At 42.6% G+C, this 601-nt stretch carries 1 protein-coding gene; it reads right to left on the bottom strand.

Annotation, left to right across the window (positions count from 1 at the left end; genetic code table 11):
- A partial coding sequence (locus ACS8FD_RS22495) for an FtsX-like permease family protein (RefSeq protein WP_439277493.1) occupies nucleotides 1–601 on the bottom strand: 601 nt, incomplete at both ends.

The raw sequence follows: 601 nt of genomic DNA, 5'->3' as shown, positions 1-601 counted from the left end.
AGCTGCATTGCGAGCAGGTAAGAAACCAAAGACGACCCCGATAAGCGTCGAGCAAACAAAAGCTGCAATGATAGACGTTGGTGAGTAAATAACTTTAAAACTATCACCGCCTACATTATTGATTAATTCGCCGATAGCAAATGCTACTCCAATACCTAATAACCCGCCTAAAATACAGACGAGTACAGCCTCGATCAAAAACTGCTGCATAATGTCACTTTGACGTGCGCCGACTGCCATCCGCACCCCAATCTCGTTGGTACGCTCAGTGACTGACACCAGCATGATATTCATCACACCAATTCCACCAACTACTAAAGAGATAATAGCAATAGATGAGATTAACAAAGTCATCGCTGTGGTAGTAGATTCAATGGTTTGGCGAATAGAGTCTGAATTAATTATACGAAAATCATCGGTGCCATGACGACTTATCATCAATTGGGAGATGGCGGACTCAGCAGCTGAAGAAGAGATATTATCATCGATTAATGCCACAAAGCTCTCAATGTAGGCACTGCCTTTAATACGTGACATCATCGTTGTATACGGCATATACAGCGTTGGTGAATCAACACCACGTCTAAAGCCACTATTGTTA

The organism is Psychrobacter sp. 1U2, from assembly GCF_051847575.1.
This window is presented reverse-complemented; position numbering and strand designations above follow the sequence as displayed.